At 68.5% G+C, this 569-nt stretch carries 1 protein-coding gene; it reads right to left on the minus strand.

The features are described 5' to 3' along the window. The coding region (locus tag AC4D2R_RS18040; protein WP_490941477.1) for an FG-GAP repeat domain-containing protein at positions 1-530 on the minus strand (530 nt) is incomplete at its 3' end. Positions 531-569: the final 39 nt, after the last annotated feature.

The following is a 569-nucleotide window of genomic DNA, read 5'->3' on the forward strand; positions in this document are numbered from 1 at the left end:
CGGCCGTCGCCGGTGTAGTCCCCGGCGCCGGTGATCATGTTGAACCCGGTCCAGCCGCCGGTGCCGATGCGCACCGCGCCGGTCACGATGCCCGGGCTGGTGCCGGTGCCGCGGTAGAGCCAGAGGGTTCCGTCGGGTTTGCGGGCGATCAGGTCGGCACGGCGGTCCCCGGTGAAGTCTCCGGGGGAGACCATGATGTCAAAGGCGTTCCAGCCCTGCCCGCTCTTCACCGCGCCCTTGTAGCCCTCGGCGGTGGCCGTGACCACGCCGGTGCCGGCGTAGAACCACAGCGTGCCATCGGTCTTGCGTCCAACAAGGTCGGGGCGTCCGTCCCCGTTGAAGTCCTGGCCGCCGATGAGCTGGCTGTAGATGCCCCAGCCCGAGCCGATCTTCACCGGAGCCTTGAACGATCCGGTGCCGGTGCCGTCATGGAACCACAGGGTCCCATCGGGGCGCCGGGAGATAAGGTCATCGGTGCCGTTGCGGTTGAAATCCCCGGCATTGACCGCAGCCAGCGTCTTATCCAACACCACCGGAGCCGGAGCAGGAGCAGGAGGCGTCGGAGCAGG

This window comes from Arthrobacter sp. TJ-217, from assembly GCF_058269255.1.